Raw genomic sequence first — 12,952 nt, forward strand, 5'->3', positions numbered from 1 at the left:
CGGCCGTCACCTCACTCTCATGTGCAGGCGTGGGCGGAGGCGAGGAAGAGCAGGTCTTCCGCGGTGCCGCGGGCGCCCGTGCCCGCGCTCTCGTGGAACTCCTTGACCCGGTGAGCCGGTCGGGACGTCGGCGCCCCGTTGTGCCGGGCGAGCGCCCGCTGCCGCTCCAGGGTGGTCAGCGGCAGCACCCGGCCCGCACCCCGGGCGGCGCCTGGGACGGCGATGCCGCCCTCCGCGAGCATCGGGATCTTGTCCAGGTGGATGCCGAACTTCTTGCCGAGGATCGAGAAACTCAGGGAGTTGAGCCCGTCGATGACCCAGTTGGCGAAGGCGATGAGTCCCTGGATCGGCCCCTTGACCACACCGGCGACGGTCTGGGCGCCGGTCGTCACGAACCTGCCCATCGCGTCGAGGGTGCGGGAGGTGGCCTCCTTGATCCGGGTGAACATCCGGGGGACGTCCCTGGTGATCCACTCCAGCGCCGGCCGCACCGCGTCCTTGAACCCCCGCCAGACCGACGACACCTTGCCGCTGAGCGCTCGCGTGTCCCCGGTGGTCAGCGCCTTCAGGACGGCGAAGCCGGTACCGAGGAGCGTGCCGATGACGGTGAGCGCGGTGGTGATGACGGCAAGGTATCCGGTGACGTACGTGTTCACCGCGCTCGCGATGGCCTTGAGCAGCGGGGTCATGACGGTCAGGTAGCCCTCGACGTACTTCAGGACGAGGGTGGCGAGCTGTTCCATCAGCCGTTGCCCAGTCTCGGAGTTCAGCGCCAGGTCCAGCAGCCAGCCGGCGACGGGCAGGAGGAGACCGGTGACGAACCCGATGGGGTTGGCGCGGGTGAGGGCGTTGATGATCAGCATCACGCCGGCGCCGATGGTCATGGCGGTGCCGAAGGCGCCCATGAGGTCGCCGAGCACGCCGGAGGCCTCGATGAGCGCGCCGACGATGGCGAAGACACCGCCGAACGCGGAGTTCAGGGCGCCGAGCGACTTGCCGGCGCCCTTGGCCCGGGTGCCGGCCGACTTGATGCCGGAGGCGGCGGTGGTGGCGGTCTGCCCGGTCTTCGTGACGGAGCGGCTCGCGGCGTCGGCGCCGGTCTTGACCTGACGTACGGCGGTGGCGCCCTGGGAAGCGGCGGAACGGAGGGCGTCGACGCCGGTGGCGGCACTCTTGATCCGGCCGGCCAGAGAGCGCGCCGCGGCGGTGTTCTGTCCCAGCCGGGACCGGAAGGCCTGGAGAGCCGGGGCCACCCCGGCGAACAGGTCGGCCGCCCCGCCTCCCGCAGGCAGCGCGGCGGCGCTCATCCGCGTGCCTTCGCCAGGAACATCAGTGCGTCGGCGGTCCGCTGCGGGCTGCTGTTCTCGGCCGCGTAGTAGTGCTCGATGTGCAGCGCGCCGCCGGCCCCGGCGGCTCCGGCGTACGCCGGGCCCTGGGCTGCGGCCCGTCGCAGCAGCCGGTCCAGCTTGCTCAGCGGCAGGACGGCCTCCGCCTCACCGGCCTCGGCGAGGATCGCGGGGACACCGCCGGAGCGGGGCATGACGACACCGCCGGTGGCCAGCATGGGGATCCTGGGCAGGCTGACGCCGAAGGTCTTGCCGCCGACGCCCGGGACCCAGCCCGGGATCGACACCTTGATGCCGTTGAGGGCGCCGATCGCGCGGTTGATGATGCCGATGACCGCGTTGATCGGGCCCTTCACCGCGCTCTTGATGCCGTCGAAGGCGCGGCCCGCGATGCCCTTGAGGCCGCCCCAGATGCTGGACAGCTTGTCCTTGACGGCCCTGAAGGCGTTCGGGATCGCGGACTTGACCCAGTTGACGACCGGCGAGATGACGGCCTTGATGCCCTTCCAGACGCTGGAGACGACCGTCTTGATCGCGTTCAGCGCGGTGGTGATGACCTTCTTCCAGATGGCGACGTAGGTCTTGATCACCGTGGCGACGGCCTTGACGACGGCCGAGATCGCCGTCTTGATGCCGGTCCAGACCGACTTGATGAGCTTGGCCGCGTTCTTCATGATCGGCCCGATGGCCTTCATGACGGTGCCGATCACGGACTTGATGACGTCGAAGGCGGTCTTGAGGACCTTCTGCATGGTCTTCGACTTGGTCGCCATCTCGACGACCTTCTCGATGAGCGGTGCGAGCAGGTCCATGAGCATGCCGAAGAAGTTGCCCTTCATCGACTTGTTCATCTTGTCCTGGCCCTTGGCCGCCTTGCCTGCCCCGGACTCGTACTTGCCGAGGTTCGTACCGGCACTGGACCCGGTCTTCCCGGCCTTGCCGAGCGACTTCTCGGCCTGGTCGGAGGCGGTCTTGAGGTTCTTGAGCTCGCTACTGGAGCTCTGGGCGGACGACTTGAGATTTTTGAGGCCGGAGTCCGCGGTGCGAGCCTTGTCGCCGATTTCCTTGGCGGCCGCGCCGGCGGCCGTGGACTTTCCCTTGAAGTCCGCAAGAGCGCTGGAGGTTCTCTTCAGCGACTGTACGAGAGACATGTTCCCTCAATTCGTTGGTCAGGTGCCCAGGCCGTCGAGCGCGGAGGTAAGTGCGTCCACGGCGTCGCGCAATTTGCCGACGTCCTTCGTGACGGGGCCGATCCGAGGGTCCTTGGCTTCGATTCCCTTGTGGCTCTTGGGAAGCCCATCTCGGTTGTTCCGGGCGTCGCGTGCCGCGTCGCGTGCACTTTTCAGGACATCCTCGATCTTGTCGACCCGATCCGGTAGTTTTTTGAGGGTTTTCTCGAATTCTTCCTTGAGTGTTTTTTCGTCAGCCTTTCGCTGCTTATCCGCAGCCAGGTCCGCCTTGGCCTGTGCGCTGAACAGTGCTTTCGCGCGGGCCTTCGCGGTCTTGAAATCCTGGATGACGTCCTTCAGTTTCCATTCCTTGATGAAGGTGATGTCGACTTTAAGGAGCTGCATGTCAAATTTGACAAGCTGAAGCGCGGCGACGCCGCCGATGATCATCCAGCGGGTTTCTTTTATCTTTGCCTGCAACTTCTGAATTTCGGCGCTATGGGTTGCGACATCGTTCTTGAGTTTCACAGCGGCCGGATTGGTCAACTGCTCCAGGTCGGTGATCCGCTGCAGAACGGGTCTGGGGTTTCCCGAGGGCGTGGACCCCAGCTCCTTCTTGATGTCCTTGATGTCGTTCTCGGCTGTTTTCAGGTCCCCGTCGAGAGTTGCGAGATCTCGATTGGCCATGCGTCCTCCCTGGACAGCAGGAAGGGCCCGGCTGCCGGAGCCGGGCCCTCTTCGGATGGGGCGGGTGTGCGGGTGTGCTCTCTCAGAACGTATCCGCGAGGATCAGCCATGTGGTGACGGCCAGGCCGAGGCAGCCGGCGCACAGCGAGAGGATCTCGGTCGTTCTGAGCCGCCCCGGCAGGAGAGAGGGAAGAGTGAAGACGCTCGGTGCCGTCGGGTCGTAGAGGACCTCGGTGAGGTCGCCCTCCTGTATGCCGCGGGGCAGATGGCGGACGGCTTCGCTCGTCTCCGCCGTCACCTCGCTGCCGTCGGGCAGTGCGAAGGTCACCACGGCGTAGTAGAGCTCGTGACCGTCCTCCTCCATCGCCTCGCGGAAGCGGACCAGTTCCGCGGTCGTTCTGACTCCGCGCAACCGCAGGCGGCATCGGCTCATGACCTGGACCGCCATCAGTATGCAGAGGGTGCCGGTGGCGGCGGCGACAAAGCTGCCGCCCAGCTGCTCGATCGTCATGCCGGGACCGTACTCGCCGGGGGGGCCACAGTTCCGGCGGTCTTCAGGACCGGCCTCGACGGGGATGCCGGGAGCGCCCCGCCTCCGTCAGGGCGTCGGACCAGCCGGCCGCGTAGGCGCGGGACTCCCGGGCGAGCAGCTCTTCGTACACCCGGTCGAGCAGGGCCTCGCGGTCGCGGGATGTGGTGTGCAGGAGGTGGGCGAGGCGGGTGTAGGTGTCGATCGGCTGCTTCGGGGAGTTGCTCGTGCCAGTCACCATGTCGGCCTGCTTTCCGGTCTGTCCGCTGGGCTGTGGTACAGGTGGCGCCTCTGGGGCGTTCGAAACGCGTGTTCGAACTAGTGTACGAGTAATCCTGTGGTGTCGTTCCGTGTTTGGCGAGGAGCACCCGCCGTTCAGCGGTCGGGACCTGCGGTAATGCCGGGTCCGGCCGAAGTGCCGCCCAGGTTCGTGGAGTAGGATCCGGCCGTTCTCCCGTCGGATACGAAAAGGTGAACAGCGGCGCTCCACAAGGGAACTGAGTGACCGCCAGACGACGGTGGACGGCGACGGACAGCCGTCCTCGCGCGGGGGCGCGATGGGGCCAGGGGACGAGAGCAAGGCCTACGGGGTGGACGGGGACGCGAGCGACGTGCGGCGCGAGCATGTGGTCGATTGGCTCGAACAGGCCTCCGATCTGCCGCATCTCATCGCCCGTGTCTCGGAGCTGGTCCTCCTGCTCGGCCATGAACCGGACGACCTGGTGGTCCTTCCCCGCAGCGAACTCGACCGGCGGGAACTGGCCGCGTACAGCGCGGGCTGGGCCGACGTCGTCGACGAACAACTGCCCGCGATCCGCCGCGCGTACGAGGAGCGGATCACCGCCGCCTACCTCCAGGGCCAGGAGGACGCCCGCACCGGCCACCGTCCCCGCCGGGCCCGACGGGCCGAGGGGGAGCGCGAGCACGAGCGCGGTGGCGAGGTCATTCCGCTTCCCTATGTCGAACTGCTGCGCCCTCCCTCCGCATGGACGCGCGTGGAGGAACGCGGTGAACGGGAACGTTCGGTGGCGGACGGAACCCCGGTGCCGTCGCCTGCCCCGGCAGGGCAGACGGACGGGAGCGAGCAGGCTCCTTACGGCGACCCGGGCACGGCCAACGTTGTCGGGACGACGAGCCCGACCGGCCCGACGAGCGCGAGCAGCCCGGCCAGGGGGTCGCACGAGGAGGACCGGGACGTCGAGGACGAGGCCGACGGTGCGGGCGAGGCCGGTGGGGCCGAGGCCGGCTCCGGCGCCGAGGGGGACATCCTGCTCTCCGCCCGTGAGGTGCGGGGGAAGCGCGTCATGCCCTCCGAACGGCGGCCGGTGGTCCGGCGCAACGGCCGGCCGAGCGTCCCCCCGCTGGCCCTGCCCGGCGAGAGCGGAGCCACCGGACGGGAGAGGGCGCGCAGGCCGGACGGCGCCGGGACCGCGGAACGGCCACCGCGGGAGCGGCCCGAACGGACTGAGCAGTCCGAGGAGCCCGAGGAGCCCGAGCAGCCCGCTCAGCCCGCTCAGCCCGCTCAGCCCGAGCGGGCTGAGCAGACGGACGACGTCGAGCGGTCGCAACCGGTCGAGCCGGTCGACGAGCCGGTCGAGCCGCAGGGCGTGCGCGACGAACCCCGGCCCCGGCTGCTTTCGGACAGAGCCCGGGACCTCGCGGACGAACTGGAGGGCCGGGCCGGCGGCCGGCGCCGGGACGAGCAGAACGGCCCGTCGGGCTCCCGCTGAGCGGAGCCGACGGGCACGCCGTGACCGACCGTCCGGCGGGTGACCGGGCGACCGGGGTAGCCGGGTGACCGGGCGGATCAGCCGAAGAAGCGGGCCAGTTGGAACGCCGACGGCGCCTCGTCCGGCCCGGGTCCCCGTGACCCGTCCGCCGTGGAAACCGCCCCCGGGGCGGACCGCCCGACGCCCCCGGAACGCGCGCCGGCTTCCTCGTACCCCGCGTGCACCCCGTGGTCCTCCTGCTCCTCGTACGCGTCGCCCGCGCCGTGGGTGCCGTCCGCGGCCGGTTCCGTCGGACGCGGCACCGGAGCCGGGGCGTCCGGCTGGTCCCCCTCCTCCGAGTTGACGCAGGCGAACATCCAGTTGGCGGCCGCCAGATGGTCCACGACGGCGGCCAGCAGATGGTCGGTCACCGACCACTCGGCCGCCTCGCCGTGCAGTTCGCGGTTCAGCGCGCTGTCGCGCGGCAACTGCTTGACGAGCACCGCGAGCCGCCGCGCGGAGAGGCGCTCACGGTGCCAGTCGAGCAGATCGATCCCGTAATAGCGGAGCAGGTCCGCTTCGAGGGCCTCGGCGTGTTCGTCGACGAACCCGACGAGGCTCAGCCTTCCCCCAGGCCGAGCCCGGTCTCCTTGCCGTAGGCCTCCAGGATCGCTGCGATGTCCTGCATGGTGACCTCGTGCCGCTCGAAGCGGGCGAACTGCTGCTCGCCCATGAGCAGCCCGAGCAGCCCGTCCACGTCGTTGTCGTCGAGCTCGCGCAGCGCCTTCGCGGTGGCGCGGGTCAGCTCCGTGGGCAGGGTGAAGCTCTCGTCGTCCAGCTCGAACGACCAGGTGCGGCCGAGGGCTTCGAGGCGCTGGGCGCGGGCGGCGTTGACGTCGAATCGGGCCATGGCGATGGGTGCTCCTTGGGTCCTTGGGTCTGTTGCCTTGGGGTTTGGGTCTTTGGCCTTGGGGCTGTGGAAAGGCGGTGCGGGTCCGGGGCGGGGCGGGTCGGCCGGTGCCGGCCGACCCGCCCCGCCCCGGTGGGTCAGGACGCCGCGTACGCGGCGTCCTTCATCACGAAGCTGGCCAGCGCCGAACCGTCGGCGGCGGCCATCGCCGTGTAGGTGATGCCGAGCTGGGCCGCCGACTTGCGGGCCAGCTTGATGTCGTCCGCCGCCGTGACCTGGCCGCGCGGAACACCGAAGCGGTAGGTCACCGTGGCGCCGTCGGAGGCGCGGACGTCCGTGAACTCCAGGCCGAGGGCGCGCACGTCGGCGTACGGGCGGTCGGCGATCTCGTACTTGTAGACACCGGTCGAGCCGGTGACCGCCTCGACCGCGCCGCCGCCCATGAAGAACGGCAGCGTGTCCTCGTTGAACTGCATCAGCGAGAACTTCAGGGTCAGGTCGCGGTCCGAGTACACGAAGTGCACCGGGCTCACGGCCTGCCACACGTCGACCGGCTCCAGCTTGTCCTTCTTGCTGAAGGTGACGCCCTCACCGGAGGTGAAGCCGAGGTTCTTCCAACCGGTGGCCCAGTCGGTGGACGGGTCGGTGGAGAAGGTCGTCGGAACCTTGGTGTCGGCGGCGGCGACGTAGAGCCGGCCGACACCTGCGATGCGGATCTCGGAGGAGTTGGTTCCTGCCATGGATGGGTCTCCTTACAGAGGGGTGTGACGGGGTGTGGAGTGGTGCGGTGTTGCTGGGTGCCGTCGCCCGGTGGACAAGCGCTCCGGGTACGGCGAAGGCCCCGCCGTACGGACGGCGGGGCCTTCGGTCGGTGGGGCGCGGAGCGGGAACCGCCCGCGCGGGGTGTGTCGGCGGATGGCCGGCGGATGTCTCGGTGGACGTCTCAGTGGACGTCCAGGAACACCTTGACCACGCCGACGTAGCGGTTGGCCGCGGAGTAGAGGTAGTCGGGCAGCCAGCGCGGGCCGTCCTGCTCCTCCACCTCGGTGATGAGGTTCGTGCCGTACCGGTTGCCGGCCGCGGCCAGCAGCGCGCGGCGGGCGGAGTTGGCCAGGACGTGCGCGGCCTGTTTGGTCGGGCCGTACACCTCCAGCTCGATCAGGGGCTGGTCGACGTGCAGCTCGCCGATCCAGGCGCCGCCGCGCCGGTTGACGAGGACGGCGGCGGTCGTGCCGTCGAAGTTCGCGGGCGGTTCGACGGCGACGAGCGCCGTGGAGAGCGCCGAGTCGGCCTCCAGGATGTCGACGACCAGGGCCTCGACGTCCGGGAAGGCGCTCGGTGGGGTGGGTGTGGTCATGCCGGGTCACCTCGCCGTGAAGAAGGGGAAGTCGCCGGGCGGGCGCCGCGCGGGGGCGGGGAAGGGGAGGCGCGCGGCGCCTCGGCCCGGCGTACGGCGGCGGGTGCGGCCCGCTGGGGGCTCGCGGGCACAGCTCCGCCGCTGCACCAACTGTGACAGACGAGCGTGCGCGCACGCAACTAAAACGGCGAGAGAGATGGGAAAGGAGATACGGGAGGGGCGGGAGCGCAGGCCAGGAGGGGGGAGAGGGGCGGGAGGGAGAGCGGGGAGAGAAGGAGGAGAGGGGAGAGTCGGAGGGGGAGAGCAGGCATAAGGGGGAGAGCGGGCGTAACCCGAAACGCGGGCGAGCCGTAACGCCCTCGACCGGAGCTCCCGTCGGCCCACGGGTGCCCCTTGATCGGATCCGGCACGGCCTCGTAACAGGTACGCGGTGCGGCCGGTAGACGTGCGACCGGTACGGCATGCGACCGGTATGGCATACGACCGCTGGTTCGGCTCGCTGGTTCGGTTCGGTCAGTCGGCGGTGGGTGCGGCCGCGGCCGTCTCCACCAGGACGCGCCGGTCCTCACGCACCTGCGCCACGCCGGCCTCGGCCTCGCTCGGCAGGAACTGCTCCACCACCCGGACGAACATCTCCCGCCGGTCGGCGGGCACGCCCAGCAGGTCGGCTACCTCCTCCAGCGTGGGGCGGCGGCCGAAATCCGCGCTGGGCGCGGGCGAGGCCAGGTAGTCGTGCGGGTCGGCCAGCTCCTCCGCGGTCAGTCGGCCGGAGCGGATGAGCATGTCGCGGACCGGCACCCCGAGCACGCGGGCGAGCCTGCGGGTGGTCTCGAGGTCCGGCATGCTCTGCCGCTGGAGCAGACGGGTGACCGCGGCACGGTGCACGCCGGCTTCGTCCGCGATTCTCGACTTGCCGCCGCCGCGTGGACTGTCGATGTCGTAGCCGCGTTCGCGCATGAGGTCTTCGACCCACGCGGCGAATGCGTCCAAGCCCTGGTTGGTCATGTCTTTCTCTCTTCCTTCGGGGGTGGGCAAGAGTTTAGCTTGCTTGCGCGCGCGGAATTACGTGCTCTCGAGCAAGCACTGAGGAAAGTTTGTGCGGTTCGTGGAGATTCGAGGGACGCCGCGAGCCCTGGCCGCTCTGAATTTCGTTGCGGGCGCGCACGCAATCTGTAAGTCTGGAGGGCGTTCACCCAGTACGGCTCGTTCCCGAACCCAGGGGGGTCCCATGTCCACGCCCGAAACGAGTTCCTGCCCATCAGCCCCCGGTTGGCAGTCCGCGGCCGCCTGTACCGGGCTCTCCCCGCGGGTCGTCTTCTCCAAGAAGGCCAAGGTCGCCGCCCCCGCGCTCCGGGCCTGCGCCGGCTGCCGCGTGCGGCGGGCCTGCGAGCAGGCGGTGGCACCGGCCGACAACTGGTTCGACGGCGTCTGCGGTGGCCGTCTCTGGCGCTCCGGCCGCCCGGTCCCCGTGCCCGCGCATCTCCTCCCGCCGGCTCCGGCTCCGGCCGCCGGCCTCGCCCACCTCCCGGCCCAGGGAGGCACCCGTGGCTGACGGCTGCCAGGACCGCCCCACCGCCCAGGCCGCGCTCTGGATCGGCACCCTCCTCCAGCAGTTCCCCGAGCTGTCCACGGAACTGGTCCCCGGCCGCACGACCTCCGCCCACCGCCCCGCCGCGTCGACGCCCCCCGCCGATCTCGGCGCCCGCCTGCGCGAGGAGCGCGAGGAGCAGCTGCTGCTCCAGCAGCGGCACGGCCTCGTGGCGCCCGGCCACGGCGCGGCCCCGCTCCGCCTGCATGTCTCCGACGCCATCCGTGACATCACCGACGGCGTGCTCGAACTGGAGGAGGCGGTACGCGACCGGCTCGGACTGCCCCGTCCGCGCCGCGCCTCCGTGCCCGAGCGGCTGCGTCGGATCGCGTCCCTCCTCGACCGCGTGGCCGCCGACACCGTCCTGGCCGCGCATGTACGCGACGAGACCCGCCGGATGGCCCGCCGCTGCGCCCGCGCGCTGGGCGACACCGAGACCGTCGTACGGGTCGCCGGCCGCTGCCCCTGGTGCGACTCCGTCTCCCTGCGCGCGTTCCCCGACCGCGCGGCCGTCCTCTGCGTCAATCCGGCCTGCCGCTGCCCGGAACCGGACTGCGGCTGCCACGACGACCCCGCCTACCGGCACACCTGGGACGAGGGGGAGTGGGCGCGCGCATGAGCACCGCCGACCGACGCACCGCCGACCGACGCACCGCGGATCGAAGCACCGCCGGGCGACCGACCCTGATTCCCGGCCCTCTCGCGGCCCAGGAGGTCGGTGTGGCCCCCGCCACCATTCGCAAGTGGGTCCAGCTGGGGCATCTCGAGCCGGCCGGCAAGGCGGGGCGGGCCCAGCTGTTCCGGCTGGAGGACGTGTTCGCCGCCGAACGCGCCACCCGCCGGGCCCGGTGACCTCCGGCCCCTTCACCACACCGGATCACCGTGCCGGGGCAGTGCACGGATCACCGCACCGGGTCTACGGAATGCCCAACTCGAAGATCACGTAGTGCGCGTACCACCCCGACGCGAGGGCCGCCGTCCCGAAGAACACCGCCAGGCTCGGCCACTTCAGCCGGCTCAGTGCCGCCGCCGGGGCCAGCAGCAGCGGGAAGACCGGCAGCAGGTAGCGCCCCGTGTTGCCGAACATCTGCTGGGTGCCCAGCACGGTGATCACGCTCGCCAGGGTGTACGCGACCAGCACCAGCGGCGGCTTCTTGCGGAGCATCAGCGCGATCAGGAAGGGCAGCGCCAGCACCAGTTGGACGCCGAGGAGGTCGGGGACCGAGAACGCGAACAGGTAGTTGTGGCGACCGATCGCCGTGTTGCCCAGCACGTCGAGGGTGTAGGAGCCGAAGTCGAAGTAGTGCGCCCAGCCCTCGCGCTGGAGCGTGAAGTACGCGGTGAGGTCGCCCATGCTGAGGCCGACCCAGGTGATGTAGGTGAGCAGGCCGAGCGGCGCGGCGAACATGGCGTACAGGGGTCCCGAGATCCCGTGCTCGCGCCTGCTCTCCCGCCGGGCCAGGGCGACGATCGCGGCCAGTCCGACCGCGCCGATGAGCGCGGCGGAGGTCGGCCGGTTGAGCCCGGCCACGAAGGCGAGCAGCCCCGCCGCGACCCACCGTCGCTTCATCACGCAGTAGCAGCACCAGGCGGCGATGGCGACGAAGAGCGACTCCGAGTAGACCGCCCACTCCACGCCCGCGCCGGGTGCCACCGCCCACAGCCCGGCCGCGATCGTGCCCGCGCGCACCCCGGCGAGCGTCGAGACCACGGCGTAGATGCCGGCGGCCGCGACGAAGGAGGCGAGCACCGAGACCAGGATCCCGGAGCCGTACAGCCCCAGCCCGGTGATCTCGGAGACACCCCGGATCAGGCCCGGGTAGAGCGGGAAGAAGGCGACCGAGTTCTGCTTGACGGTGAACAGCCCGCCCGGGGCGAGCTGCTCCAGCGGGCGCGGGTCGTACCCCTTCTCGGCGACCTGGAGGTACCACCAGCCGTCCCAGGTGGCCAGGACGTCCCACCAGTGGGCGCCGCCGCCGAAACGCGGGTTCTTCTTCTGGTATTCGTCGGCCGACTCCAGGAGCCAGGCGAACACGGTCAGGCCCACGAGCTTCGTGACGCCGTAGAGGAGCAGCGGAGCGAGGTACGGTCGTACACCGTCCGGCAGGGTGAGGCGGCGCGGTCTCCGCGAGCGCTCCTCCGGCCCGTCGGGCACGGCGGGGCCCGTCGCCGTGTCGCTGGAAGCCGTGCTCATCGCTGGGGTCCCCCCTCGACCGATCGCCGGACACCAGGGGCGGCACCGCTGTCCGGATGATCGTGAAGTGTGGTCATAAGAGTGTGGTCATAAGATCGCAACAGAGTCGCACATGTGCGCCACAGGTTGGGGGAGGACGGGTGACCGAAGCGCCGAACACCACGGCCACGGCGACCGTCTTGTCGGTCGTCATACCCATGTACAACGAGGAAGAGGTTCTGCCCGCGCTGGTCAGCCGGTTGCGCCCGGTCCTGGCGGAGCTCGGCGTCGGCTACGAGGTCGTCGCGGTCGACGACGGGAGCACCGACCGCACGGCCGAGCTGCTGGCCGCCTTCCGGCTCGGCTGGCCGGAACTGCGGGTCATCGGCCTGCGCCGCAACTCCGGCCACCAGGCCGCCCTCACCGCGGGCCTGGACCGGGCGCACGGCGCGTACGTCGTCAGTATCGACGCCGACCTCCAGGACCCGCCCGAGAAGATTCCCGAGATGCTCGCGCTGGCCCGCACCGAGGGCCTCGACATCGTCTACGGCATCCGTGCCGACCGGGCCAGCGACACCGGCTTCAAGCGGTGGACGGCGGGCCTGTACTACCGGCTCGTCCGCCGGCTCGCCGGACCGTCGGTGCCGGCCCAGGCCGGTGACTTCCGGCTGCTGAGCCGGGCCGCGGTGGACGCCTTGAAGGCCCTGCCGGACCAGCAGCGGGTCTACCGCCTTCTCGTGCCCTGGCTGGGCTTTCCCAGCGGCGAGGTCCGCTACGAGCGCGCCCCGCGGCCGGCGGGCCAGAGCAAGTACCCCCTCGGCCGGATGATCCGGCTGGCCGTCGACAGCGTCACGGGCTTCTCGGCGGCGCCCCTGCGCATCGCCACCTGGCTGGGCGGCTTCGCGTTCCTGGTCTGCCTGGCCCTGATGGTCTACACCCTGAGCGCCCACGCCTTCCAGCACACCGTCCCCGGCTGGACGTCCCTCTTCATCGGCGTGCTGTTCATCGGCGCGGTCCAGCTGGTGTGCGTGGGCCTGCTGGGCGAGTACGTCGGCCGCATCTACACGGCCGTGCAGAACCGTCCGACGTACTTCATCGGTCACGACACGGCGGCGGGCGCCGCGAAGGGGCCGTTCCGGGCCGGCGGCGACCCGACCGTGCCGTCCCCGGCGTCGCCCCCGGGAGGTTCCGCGGACTCTGCGGGGCCGGTATCACAGGGGCTGGGGCGGCGCTCGTAAACGTCCGGCGTGTCGGGGGCGGGGCTTCTGTTTTGACCGGAGTGAATGCGCTAGGTACGCTCAGACCTTGTGCCTGGGGTGTGCCCTGGCCCTCGTGCGTGTCTTCAACCGCACACGGGGCCTAGCTAGCGGCCACCGTGATCTGCGCCTCTTCCTGCCTCGCGGCGGAAGTCCGCCGGATCCGACACACCCGACCGCGTGGGTCGGCGAAGTTCCAGGTTAGCTTCACCATTCGGCACACAGAAA

16 protein-coding genes are annotated in these 12,952 nt (G+C 70.5%); 5 read left to right on the plus strand and 11 right to left on the minus strand.

Features of this window, described 5'->3' with window-relative positions:
- Positions 1 to 17 precede the first annotated feature (17 nt).
- The 5 genes from OG736_RS26205 to OG736_RS26225 all read right to left on the minus strand — a co-directional run bounded on the left by OG736_RS26205 (position 18) and on the right by OG736_RS26225 (position 3,972).
- Entirely contained in the window at positions 18 to 1,307 is a 1,290-nt protein-coding gene (locus tag OG736_RS26205; RefSeq protein WP_327184598.1) for a phage tail family protein, read from the minus strand.
- A complete protein-coding gene (locus OG736_RS26210; RefSeq protein WP_327184599.1) occupies positions 1,304 to 2,497 on the minus strand; it encodes a phage tail protein in 1,194 nt (397 codons plus the stop codon). Before OG736_RS26210 ends, OG736_RS26205 begins: the two co-directional genes overlap by 4 nt.
- 18 nt (positions 2,498 to 2,515) lie before the next feature.
- Positions 2,516 to 3,202 carry a hypothetical protein gene (locus OG736_RS26215; protein ID WP_327184600.1) on the minus strand — a complete coding sequence of 229 codons (687 nt, stop codon included), beginning with the start codon at positions 3,200 to 3,202 and terminating at the stop codon, positions 2,516 to 2,518.
- Between the two features lie 82 nt (positions 3,203 to 3,284).
- On the minus strand, positions 3,285 to 3,713 hold the full coding sequence (locus OG736_RS26220; protein ID WP_327184601.1) for a DUF3592 domain-containing protein: 429 nt from the start codon (positions 3,711 to 3,713) through the stop codon (positions 3,285 to 3,287).
- 43 nt (positions 3,714 to 3,756) lie between these two features.
- The gene (locus OG736_RS26225) at positions 3,757 to 3,972 is read right to left on the minus strand and encodes a hypothetical protein (protein ID WP_327184602.1); all 216 of its coding nucleotides are present in this window, start codon (positions 3,970 to 3,972) and stop codon (positions 3,757 to 3,759) included.
- Between the two features lie 316 nt (positions 3,973 to 4,288).
- Between OG736_RS26225 and OG736_RS26230 the strand changes: the two genes are divergently transcribed.
- Positions 4,289 to 5,461 (plus strand): hypothetical protein, encoded by a 1,173-nt coding sequence (locus OG736_RS26230; RefSeq protein WP_327184603.1) that lies wholly within the window; start codon positions 4,289 to 4,291, stop codon positions 5,459 to 5,461.
- 77 nt (positions 5,462 to 5,538) lie between these two features.
- On the opposite strand, the gene OG736_RS47320 is transcribed toward OG736_RS26230, so the two are convergent.
- The 5 genes from OG736_RS47320 to OG736_RS26255 form a co-directional block, all read right to left on the minus strand.
- On the minus strand, positions 5,539 to 5,943 hold the full coding sequence (locus OG736_RS47320) for a hypothetical protein (protein ID WP_442817077.1): 405 nt from the start codon (positions 5,941 to 5,943) through the stop codon (positions 5,539 to 5,541).
- 116 nt (positions 5,944 to 6,059) lie between these two features.
- Positions 6,060 to 6,350, minus strand: a complete 291-nt coding sequence (locus tag OG736_RS26240) for a hypothetical protein (RefSeq protein WP_054238774.1) — start codon at positions 6,348 to 6,350, stop codon at positions 6,060 to 6,062.
- A gap of 137 nt (positions 6,351 to 6,487) precedes the next feature.
- Positions 6,488 to 7,090: a phage tail tube protein gene (locus OG736_RS26245; protein WP_020132649.1), complete on the minus strand. Its 603-nt coding sequence runs from the start codon at positions 7,088 to 7,090 to the stop codon at positions 6,488 to 6,490.
- 203 nt (positions 7,091 to 7,293) lie between these two features.
- Positions 7,294 to 7,707, minus strand: a complete 414-nt coding sequence (locus OG736_RS26250) for a phage tail termination protein (RefSeq protein ID WP_327184604.1) — start codon at positions 7,705 to 7,707, stop codon at positions 7,294 to 7,296.
- A gap of 513 nt (positions 7,708 to 8,220) precedes the next feature.
- The gene (locus OG736_RS26255; protein WP_327184605.1) at positions 8,221 to 8,712 is read right to left on the minus strand and encodes a helix-turn-helix domain-containing protein; all 492 of its coding nucleotides are present in this window, start codon (positions 8,710 to 8,712) and stop codon (positions 8,221 to 8,223) included.
- 223 nt (positions 8,713 to 8,935) lie between these two features.
- Here OG736_RS26255 and OG736_RS26260 point away from each other — a divergent pair, with 223 nt between their 5' ends.
- Genes OG736_RS26260 through OG736_RS26270 form a run of 3 tightly spaced genes read left to right on the plus strand, consistent with a single transcriptional unit; the run spans position 8,936 to position 10,147 of the window.
- Positions 8,936 to 9,259, plus strand: a complete 324-nt coding sequence (locus OG736_RS26260; protein WP_327184606.1) for a WhiB family transcriptional regulator — start codon at positions 8,936 to 8,938, stop codon at positions 9,257 to 9,259.
- A complete protein-coding gene (locus OG736_RS26265; RefSeq protein ID WP_327184607.1) occupies positions 9,252 to 9,914 on the plus strand; it encodes a hypothetical protein in 663 nt (220 codons plus the stop codon). The genes OG736_RS26260 and OG736_RS26265 overlap by 8 nt, the downstream gene beginning before the upstream one ends.
- Positions 9,911 to 10,147: a MerR family transcriptional regulator gene (locus tag OG736_RS26270; RefSeq protein ID WP_327184608.1), complete on the plus strand. Its 237-nt coding sequence runs from the start codon at positions 9,911 to 9,913 to the stop codon at positions 10,145 to 10,147. Before OG736_RS26265 ends, OG736_RS26270 begins: the two co-directional genes overlap by 4 nt.
- A 64-nt stretch (positions 10,148 to 10,211) precedes the next feature.
- Here OG736_RS26270 and OG736_RS26275 read toward each other — a convergent pair whose 3' ends face one another.
- Complete coding sequence (locus OG736_RS26275; protein WP_327184609.1) at positions 10,212 to 11,489, minus strand: putative hexosyltransferase; 1,278 nt, start codon at positions 11,487 to 11,489, stop codon at positions 10,212 to 10,214.
- A 140-nt stretch (positions 11,490 to 11,629) separates the two neighbouring features.
- Between OG736_RS26275 and OG736_RS26280 the strand changes: the two genes are divergently transcribed.
- Positions 11,630 to 12,706 carry a glycosyltransferase family 2 protein gene (locus OG736_RS26280; protein WP_327184610.1) on the plus strand — a complete coding sequence of 359 codons (1,077 nt, stop codon included), beginning with the start codon at positions 11,630 to 11,632 and terminating at the stop codon, positions 12,704 to 12,706.
- Positions 12,707 to 12,952 lie beyond the last annotated feature (246 nt).

This window comes from Streptomyces sp. NBC_01334 (assembly GCF_035983595.1).
In the GTDB taxonomy this organism is placed as follows: Bacteria; Actinomycetota; Actinomycetes; order Streptomycetales; family Streptomycetaceae; genus Streptomyces; species Streptomyces coriariae.

Bases quoted from the DNA above. Each gene is read 5' to 3' on its own strand.
- OG736_RS26205 (WP_327184598.1), bottom strand. From the start codon at position 1,307: ATGAGCGCCGCCGCGCTGCCTGCGGGAGGCGGGGCGGCCGACCTGTTC.
- OG736_RS26210 (WP_327184599.1), bottom strand. From the start codon at position 2,497: ATGTCTCTCGTACAGTCGCTGAAGAGAACCTCCAGCGCTCTTGCGGAC.
- OG736_RS26215 (WP_327184600.1), bottom strand. From the start codon at position 3,202: ATGGCCAATCGAGATCTCGCAACTCTCGACGGGGACCTGAAAACAGCC.
- OG736_RS26220 (WP_327184601.1), bottom strand. From the start codon at position 3,713: ATGACGATCGAGCAGCTGGGCGGCAGCTTTGTCGCCGCCGCCACCGGC.
- OG736_RS26225 (WP_327184602.1), bottom strand. From the start codon at position 3,972: ATGGTGACTGGCACGAGCAACTCCCCGAAGCAGCCGATCGACACCTAC.
- OG736_RS26230 (WP_327184603.1), top strand. From the start codon at position 4,289: ATGGGGCCAGGGGACGAGAGCAAGGCCTACGGGGTGGACGGGGACGCG.
- OG736_RS26240 (WP_054238774.1), bottom strand. From the start codon at position 6,350: ATGGCCCGATTCGACGTCAACGCCGCCCGCGCCCAGCGCCTCGAAGCC.
- OG736_RS26245 (WP_020132649.1), bottom strand. From the start codon at position 7,090: ATGGCAGGAACCAACTCCTCCGAGATCCGCATCGCAGGTGTCGGCCGG.
- OG736_RS26250 (WP_327184604.1), bottom strand. From the start codon at position 7,707: ATGACCACACCCACCCCACCGAGCGCCTTCCCGGACGTCGAGGCCCTG.
- OG736_RS26255 (WP_327184605.1), bottom strand. From the start codon at position 8,712: ATGACCAACCAGGGCTTGGACGCATTCGCCGCGTGGGTCGAAGACCTC.
- OG736_RS26260 (WP_327184606.1), top strand. From the start codon at position 8,936: ATGTCCACGCCCGAAACGAGTTCCTGCCCATCAGCCCCCGGTTGGCAG.
- OG736_RS26270 (WP_327184608.1), top strand. From the start codon at position 9,911: ATGAGCACCGCCGACCGACGCACCGCCGACCGACGCACCGCGGATCGA.
- OG736_RS26275 (WP_327184609.1), bottom strand. From the start codon at position 11,489: ATGAGCACGGCTTCCAGCGACACGGCGACGGGCCCCGCCGTGCCCGAC.